The sequence below is a fragment of the Gordonia sp. 852002-50816_SCH5313054-c genome (assembly GCF_001665925.1).
In the GTDB taxonomy this organism is placed as follows: Bacteria; Actinomycetota; Actinomycetes; order Mycobacteriales; family Mycobacteriaceae; genus Gordonia; species Gordonia jacobaea.
On the sequence record NZ_LZTE01000088.1, the window covers coordinates 1 to 8,032 of the forward strand.

Sequence of the window (8,032 nt, forward strand, 5' to 3'; positions counted from 1 at the left end):
CCCCCCCCCCCCCCCCCCCCCCCCCCCCCCCCCCCCCCCCCCCCCTTTTTTTTAACACCCCCACCCCGCCACACCCGATACTGATCGGTCTCGTGGGCTCGGAGATGTGTATAAGAGACAGCCCCACCCCGCTGGTCGAGCTTGTCGAGACCACCTCAAAGATCGTTGCTCGCTGACCACCCGGGGCTCGGAGTCATAGGCGCCCACGGCTGCGCGCCCTGGCTCGCCGCCCGATTCGGTACCGACGCAGGAACATTCGACGCGCACGCCCGCTGGTCGGCAGTCGGAGTCGGATAGACCGCAGCAAAGTCGTAGCGCGACACGTACCACCCGCCGAAGACGTTGCCGCCAGGCGTCCGTTGCGATCCCCGCACTCTGACCGGCGGCGCGCTGGCCTGCTGCAGGAAGTCGATTTCAACCGGTCGCGGCGCATCAACCCGCGAGCTCCACGGCGACGCCCCGCTGCCGCTGCGCACCGACGAATACCCGTACCGGCACAACACAATTCGCGTCCCGTACGCACTGTCTTCTCGACGCAGGGCCGAGAAGAACACAGTCCCGACCGATGGCTTGGCATCCGACACCTTCGACGGATACACCGTGATCATCTGATCAATGTTCGACGGCGCCGCCTCGGAGAACCCCGGATACCCCCAGCTCGTCGACTGCGCGGCGTTCGCGATCTCGAACGATTCGACGAAGGCGCGAACAAACGTCCCCTCGGGGCCCGAGAGGTCGAGCGCACCACCCGAGATCCACCGGAACGTCGTGTTGAAGTCTGTCGGAACGTGGTCGCTGGGCGCGGGCGCCGCCGAGACTGCAGTCCCTGACTCGGTGGTCACTCCACATCCGACCAGCGCGAACAGAACGCACAGGGCGGCCGACATCGTTGCGATCACTCCGCGATGCTTCTGCGCCACGACGATCACCCCTTCGGCTTCGGCCTGGCCCCGGGTTGTCGGCTTAGTTGCAGGGTAGGCACCGTAACCGCCGCGCATGGGCAGTGCCGCGCATCAGAAAGGCGAAGATAGTGCAACAGAATGGAGTAGCTGAGGATTCCTAGGCCGCCAAACGAATCGATAGCCCGCTCCTCACCGCAGCGGCGGACCTACACCGTGTAGCCCCTTTGGAGGACACCCTTGCGAAGCCGAGCAAACCGTTTGCGAGAACCTCAGGGCAGCATGCGAGTCGTACACGTGCGAAATGCTTTCGACCGGCGGTTTCCGTGTTGACAACATTGGGGCCCTATGACAATCTGAGTGCAATTCTTAGCTGCCGCTAAGGCGAGTCCACACCGCTGTGGGCGCCCCCCTGATCAGAGCTCACCCGGAGGCCTCATGGCTACTGCATTTGCGCCCACAGTCAAAACCAGATTCTCCTCAAGGATGCGTATGGGCGCTGCGGCCGTGGCAGTCGCGTCCGCTGCCGCGTTCACTCCCGCAGTTGTGCATTCAGCACCCATCGCCGCCGCGGCGCCTGCGGCGCAGGTTGCATACATCACCAAGGGTGTTCCTTACGTCGTCAAGGCGTCTGCTGCACCCACGGCAGCGGCACAGCCCCTCAGCAACTGCCAACCGAACAACTTCGGCTGCTACCTCGTTGAAGGATTGAGGACCGCCGGCCAGCAGTTCAGGCAGGGTGCGGCCTACTGGACGCGGGGCGTAGCCAGCGTTGTCGGCACCGTCACTTACGTGACCACTGCAGCAACCGGGCAGGTCTTCAAGGCCATCGGTCTCAACCGTATCGGCTCGATCTTCACCTTCATCGCGAACACCATTGCGAGGATCACCAGGGTCGGTCCGTACGGCACGTAATCAGATGTGAAAAATACTCGTCAGTTCACGTGACCACGTGAACTGGCGAGTATTTTTATGTGGATTTCGCGATTTGTGCTCACCATGCGCCGAAACTTCGACGGCGCCCTAGTGCAGGGAACTAACTTCAGTGGGACTCTCCCCGCGTCGGTCGACTAATGACGGCTTGACCGACGGTTCTAAGGCGACCGACGAGAACACATCGACTACGAGCGACATCTTCAGGCGACGCAATCTCGTGATTGCAGGGGTAGCAGTGCTCGTCATCGTCGCGGCGTACTGCGTGTGGCTCATGTTTCAGGCGCAATCGGTCAAGAGCAACCTCGAACAGGCCCGAACGCTGTCGCAACAATCCAAAGACTCTCTGCTGCATGAAGACATGTCGTCCGCGTCGAAGCTGGCTGGTCAGGCGGAGCAGCACGCCCAGGACGCGAAAGACACCACCCACTCGGTGTCGTGGAGCGTGGCAGCAGCCGTCCCGTGGCTCGGCAGCCCGCTCAAGACCGGGCAACAGATATCCGACGTCGCCGCCGGCCTGACCTCCGAGGTCCTGAAGCCTGCAGCGCAGATGGGCGCCACCGTTGCGCCCGGTTCACTGCTCGCCGGCGGGCGCGTCGACGTCGCCAAATTGCGCGATGAAGCGCCCGAACTCACAAAGATTTCCGCTGCCGCAACCCGACTCGATAAAGACGCACAAGCGATACAGAATCCGCATTATGTCTCTGCTCTCGATACCGCACGGTCTCAGGTGCAATCGCAAACTGCCGACATAGCGACGCTGCTGAAGAATACTTCGATTGCGGCAAACATTGGCCCTGCAATGCTCGGCGCCGACGGTCCGCGGTCATACTTTATGGCATTCCAGACGAATGCCGAGGCGCGCGGCACAGGCGGCCTCCTGGGCGGATTCGGCATCTTGCGGTTCAACGACGGCAAACCGACAGTCGACGACCTGGGCGCCAACAGCGAGCTCAACAAGACGTTCACGCCGCTCTCCCTCGGGCCGGAGTACGAGGAACAGTACGGCTACACCAACCCGAGCACCGACTTCCGAAACAGCAATCAGAGCGCACACTTTCCCTACGCCGCGCAGATCTGGAAGTCGATGTGGAAGCAGCAGTCCGGCACAGACGTCGACGGCGTCATCGCCCTTGACCCCATTGCGCTGAGCTACATTCTTGGCGCCACTGGACCGGTCACGATGCCCGACGGCGAGGTGATCACCAAGGACAATGTCGTCGAGCTGACGGAGTCGACGGCGTATACCCGGTATCCAGATGACCAGGCTGCCCGTAAGCAGTATCTGCAGGGCATCGCAATCGAGGTGGTCAAGAAGGTGACCGGGCCCCTCGAGTCTCCACAGGAGGTGCTGCGCGCGCTCGGGCGCGGCGTCGGCGAACACCGGATCTCCGTGTGGAGCGCATCGCCCGACGAGCAGGAGCAACTCGAGCAGACCCCGCTTGCTAACACCGTTGCCAACGACCGTGCTCCGCACGCACAGTTCGTCGTCAACAATCTTGGCGGCAACAAGATGGACTACTACCTGACTCGCCAAATCGAGTACAGGGCAGAGGGTTGCACCCCCGGCACACGAAGGTCGACCGCGACCATTCGGCTGACCAACACGATCAAAGACACGTCGGGGCTACCCGACTATGTCGTGGGCAAGATGGGATTTCTACCGGGCTTGGCCTCGGGAGTTCCGCGCGGTTCGATGATCACCTCCGTGCGTCTCCTCGCCACTACCGGCGCCGAGGTCGTCAGTGTGAAGGTGAACGGCTCGCCCGTGCAGGTCATCGGTTCAACCGAACGCGGACACCCCACCTTTGAAGCCACGTTCGCCGTGCCACCCGGCGAGACCGCGGAATTGACGTTCGAACTGACCGAACCCAGCACGCCCGGCGAGGCACAGGTCCCGGTACAGCCTCTCATCGACAATCCGACTCCCAAGGTGTCGGTGCCCGAGTGCTCGGACTAGCGCATAACATCGCCGCAAGAATCCGCACCAACTAGCACTCACACCCGTCGAATAGTCCGAATGGACTGCGTGCCAGCACCGAAGCACCGGACCGATCAGAACGCACGAAATGCGTTGCCCGCTCACAACTGCGGCCTCCGACGTGATGGCGATGAGGCATCACATGTCGGTGCGTGTACATCCTGATGAGCAGCTTCCGAGGTTTCATCATGCAGTAGCTAGGCAGTGCATCGGTTTCGTATCTGTACTGCTCAGTGAACGCGATAATCACCATAGATAGCGGACAGCGTGTCTGGTCCGGACCGAGCGCGTAGACGCACAACGCTCCTGCGGCCGCACACGACGCAGGCGGGCAATCTAGTCGAACTTGCCGAACGCCCGAAAGTGGCTACTCCAGAATACGAGTGCATCCGTACTGAGGACGATAGCCAACTTTCAGGGATGGCACTCCTCTCGCCGATGCAGGACAAGACTCGCCGAACACCCACACACGAGCCATGTAACGGACCGCCACCCGAGGCATCAGCCGACAAAGGTGTCCAAGAGCGCTATTCGATAATCTCCACTCCGTCGCCACCCCTCTGTTCGAACCTCTTCGCAGCAATCAGGAAATGAACGTCGAGTTCTGTAGAACGTCCTTCTACCGGTCAACGCAGGCACCGATTGCGAACTAACGAGGAATCAGACACTATGACAACTTATGAACCCCGTAACTCTCTGGATCGTCAGCAACAAGCTGCACCGATCAGGCATGAAACGATGCGCACGTGGCATCAAGGCGATCAATTCACTTATCTACAGCAACGCACTCCCACCCGAAGTCACCATCGATAGCTCTGTGCGGCTCTGGCACCACGGACTTGGTGTCGTTATACACCCCGATACGACTATTGGCAGGGGCGTTCAGATTGCGCATCATGTGACGATCGGCGCTGGGTCTCCGCGAACCGGAACCACTTACGGGGTTGTTATTCAAGATGGAGTAAAGATCGCCGCTGGTGCCGTCATAGCTCCCCCCAAAAACACACAAATTACGATCGGGAAGCACTCAGTGATCGGAGCCAATTCAGTCGTACTACGGGATGTAGCCCCCGAATCGGTGATTGTCGGAGCACACCGAGTCGTCAAGTAGCAGCCAACTGCAGCCAACCCTAGGATCAGATCCCGAAAACTTCCCCGCCTACCACCCACGTAGCAATTGCGTTGAGAATGAATCTCGCATAATGATACTGACTCGCCGCGAACGCTTACCCGCAGTTCGGGGCGGGCCCAGTTGTTCAACCTCCGCGACCTCGAAGCCACAATCTAACCGGCAGCTCCCAGGCTCTCGTCCCACCATCAAACCCATCGACTCTCTTTGGCCAGTCAACACTGCTGCTCCATCCGAGGCAACTCAATCGTGCCTTGCTGCAGGCCAACCACCTATTCAGTCGAAACCTCTAAACCCTCGGACAGGGCGCGCTCGACAATGTGCGGCGGCGCGCTCCAGTCAGCTACAGCCCTTACGGCGGACCGCTGGGCCGGTGTTAATCGCTCGCTAATCTTCCTCGCAGGCACACCAGCCCACACTTCGAAGTCACCGATATCCCGAGTCACGACCGAGCCAGCTCCCACAACAGCACCCAACCCAATCCGTCTGCAACCCGGCAGGATCACTACGTTGGCTCCAATCCATACGTCAGGTTCAATTCGGCAGGCAGAGCGAGAAACATCAGACGACGGCCCGACATATCCGAGAACCGGGTTGTACCAATAGGCGTGCATCAGCGGGTTCTCAGTTGGATGCGCTGCGCCAAAACGACGCACATTAGGACCAATCGAACAATAGGCACCAACACTCGTCAACCTGTCAGCCATTCCAACGTCGAGAAGGGAGCCATAGGCGAAGTTGCCAATATCGACGCCATGATACCGGGACATTATCCTACGAAACGAAACCGACGTCATCTGCCCGCCCTCCAGTTTCAACACAAGACGAATCAGGAATCGTCGAAATGGTACTCGGCCATAACTTCTCACCAACAGACCACCCAATAGAGTTCGACGCATACGGATTCGAAAACTCACTCTTCGGTCAACCCTCCCTCAGTTAGGAACATCAAGTGTTTCGACGGACAGTGTTCTTCGCTAGTGGAACAACTATAAGACCGTATAAGTTCGAAACGAACACAACCCGGGACGTGACTATGGCCGAGAGTACTCATACAGGTACGAATAGACCCCGTTTGATGCTTCAGCGTAGTTCAAGACGACACCGAACACGCCGGCATCAGCACGTTCCAGCTGTTCGACCGCCGACACCGTGTCGGTAGTCTTGGTTGTACCAGATCTAACAACAAGTACCACGCCGTCGGCCAGCGCTGCTAAAACGGCCGAATCCGTGACGGGGAGTACGGGCGGCGAATCTATAATTATCCTTTCGTACTCCTCCTTCAGCGCCTCAAACAGACTCACAGCACGCGCACTGCCTAATAGCTCCGCCGGATTTGGAGGAACCTCACCACTGCAGAGCACACTTAGGGATTGCCATTCGGTATCCTGAATAGCGTCGCGCCAATCCAAGTTCGCGCTCAAGACCGTCGAAAGCCCTACACTCCCCGCCAGTCCGAATCGCTCGTCTATCGTGGGCCGTCGAAGGTCAGCATCGACAAGCAGGGTCTTCTTGCCGTCCTCAGCGCTCGCAATAGCCATACTGATCGCGGTTGTCGTTTTACCATCGCCGGGCCTTGGACTGGTTACTACAAGACAATGCGACGGAGTATCTACGACCACAAACGATAGATTCGTGCGCAGCTTCCTATACGCCTCCGCAGCTGCAGTTGCACCGAACGAATAATCCGGCCCGAACCGTCGCGAAGCGAGGGCTTCATCTGCTGGTATGACTGATAGAACGGAGAGCTCCATATCCTTAACATCGTCGGGAGTTCTCACCTTGTTGTCGAATCTACTCCGTATCACGACAATCAGAATTCCAACCAGGGCCCCGATTATGATTCCGAATACGACGTATCGCTTTCTGTTGGGCGAAACTGGCACAGATGTCGCAACCGCAGGTGAGACCACCGTGGCTTTAGCCAGAGCCTCGGAAGCGCCCGGAGGGCGTTCCAGCGAGTCAATACTGGACAACAGAGCTGCGCTAATTGAATTCGCAAGCATGGCAGCTTCAGCGCTATCTGGATCATAAACACTCACCTTGAGCAAAACAGTTTCCGGAGTTGTTTTAACCTCTGCCATAGCCCTAAGCTCCGAGACGCTCTTTGAGGAACCAGAGTCTCTAATAGCTGCGCTAAGCACAGAGTCCGACAGAACGAGCTGCGCATAAGAACCAATTCGCTGCTGGGAAGCCAGTGATCCCTGATATGCCGCAGCCGTGTTAGCATCCGTGCCAGCAGTCACATATAGCGTTGCTGTCGAGCGATAGACCGGCGTCTCATTGAGACTGTACAAGAACGCTGAAGTACCCGCCACTAGCGCGCACATGGCCACTATCCACCAAGCGCGCACAACTAAAGAGAGCGAATTTGATACTCGTCGCAAAGCCAAATTGCGACTCGTCACCGAATCTGGATCTTCTATACGCATAGCCGTCATTCCGTTACCTCTCATTACCTTGCTCACAATTCGGCTCGCTTGAGGGTCTCGAGCGATGGCGCCCGCAATTCACCGCTGGCGTCCGAGCCATCCCAACCTCGCGGAAGGGCCACAGAGACGGCAAGCAGCGCGCCAAGTACGACAGAAGTGCTGGACGCGACCGGGAACGGTACAGCCCAAGATAGGGTAAGGAATCCAATAGCGCAGGAGATGAATGCGGCGCGTATACCACCCGCCTCCAGGGGCAACGATTTCCACATTAGCGTCACTATGGAAAGAGTATAGGTCGTGAAACCTACAAGACCTGTCTTCACAAGCAACCACAAGTAGAAGTTGTGCGCATAGTAAGCGGTGGCTGGCGAGCCTAGGTCGCGCGGAGGCTTGTAAGCGTATCCGAACCAGTGTCCGAACCAGAGACTATTTCCGCCAATAGCGCTTCGTAGATACTGTGTTTCGACCTCACGATACCTTATCGATGTATCACGGCTTAGACTTACCGACGAAAACCCCTCGACCACTCTGCCCTGATACGCATCATATATTGCCTTAAAACGAGCCAATGAGCGTATATCGGCTCTTCGAAGTTGAGCGGGCAATGCCTGGTCAGGGCCGCGGCGTGTCGTTGAGGTGAGACGCCCCTGGTCTCCGG

General features: G+C 58.7%; 5 protein-coding genes and 1 pseudogene. 3 read left to right on the forward strand and 3 right to left on the reverse strand.

Features of this window, described 5'->3' with window-relative positions:
• Positions 1-155 precede the first annotated feature (155 nt).
• Complete coding sequence (locus A5788_RS22700) at positions 156-929, reverse strand: hypothetical protein (RefSeq protein WP_064866282.1); 774 nt, start codon at positions 927-929, stop codon at positions 156-158.
• A gap of 462 nt (positions 930-1,391) precedes the next feature.
• Here A5788_RS22700 and A5788_RS22705 point away from each other — a divergent pair, with 462 nt between their 5' ends.
• The 3 genes from A5788_RS22705 to A5788_RS24655 all read left to right on the forward strand — a co-directional run bounded on the left by A5788_RS22705 (position 1,392) and on the right by A5788_RS24655 (position 4,924).
• On the forward strand, positions 1,392-1,814 hold the full coding sequence (locus A5788_RS22705) for a hypothetical protein (RefSeq protein WP_049700818.1): 423 nt from the start codon (positions 1,392-1,394) through the stop codon (positions 1,812-1,814).
• Between the two features lie 292 nt (positions 1,815-2,106).
• On the forward strand, positions 2,107-3,792 hold the full coding sequence (locus A5788_RS22710) for a DUF4012 domain-containing protein (RefSeq protein ID WP_156525606.1): 1,686 nt from the start codon (positions 2,107-2,109) through the stop codon (positions 3,790-3,792).
• Positions 3,793-4,543: 751 nt separating this feature from the next.
• A complete protein-coding gene (locus tag A5788_RS24655) occupies positions 4,544-4,924 on the forward strand; it encodes a DapH/DapD/GlmU-related protein (protein WP_442902888.1) in 381 nt (126 codons plus the stop codon).
• A 1,052-nt stretch (positions 4,925-5,976) separates the two neighbouring features.
• Here the strand turns inward: A5788_RS24655 and A5788_RS22715 are convergent.
• Together A5788_RS22715 and A5788_RS24660 are read right to left on the reverse strand one after the other, a co-directional pair.
• Complete coding sequence (locus tag A5788_RS22715) at positions 5,977-7,026, reverse strand: polysaccharide biosynthesis tyrosine autokinase (RefSeq protein ID WP_231894194.1); 1,050 nt, start codon at positions 7,024-7,026, stop codon at positions 5,977-5,979.
• A 48-nt stretch (positions 7,027-7,074) separates the two neighbouring features.
• A pseudogene (locus tag A5788_RS24660) lies at positions 7,075-7,398 on the reverse strand (Wzz/FepE/Etk N-terminal domain-containing protein); the annotation flags it as partial.
• Between the last annotated feature and the right edge of the window lie 634 nt (positions 7,399-8,032).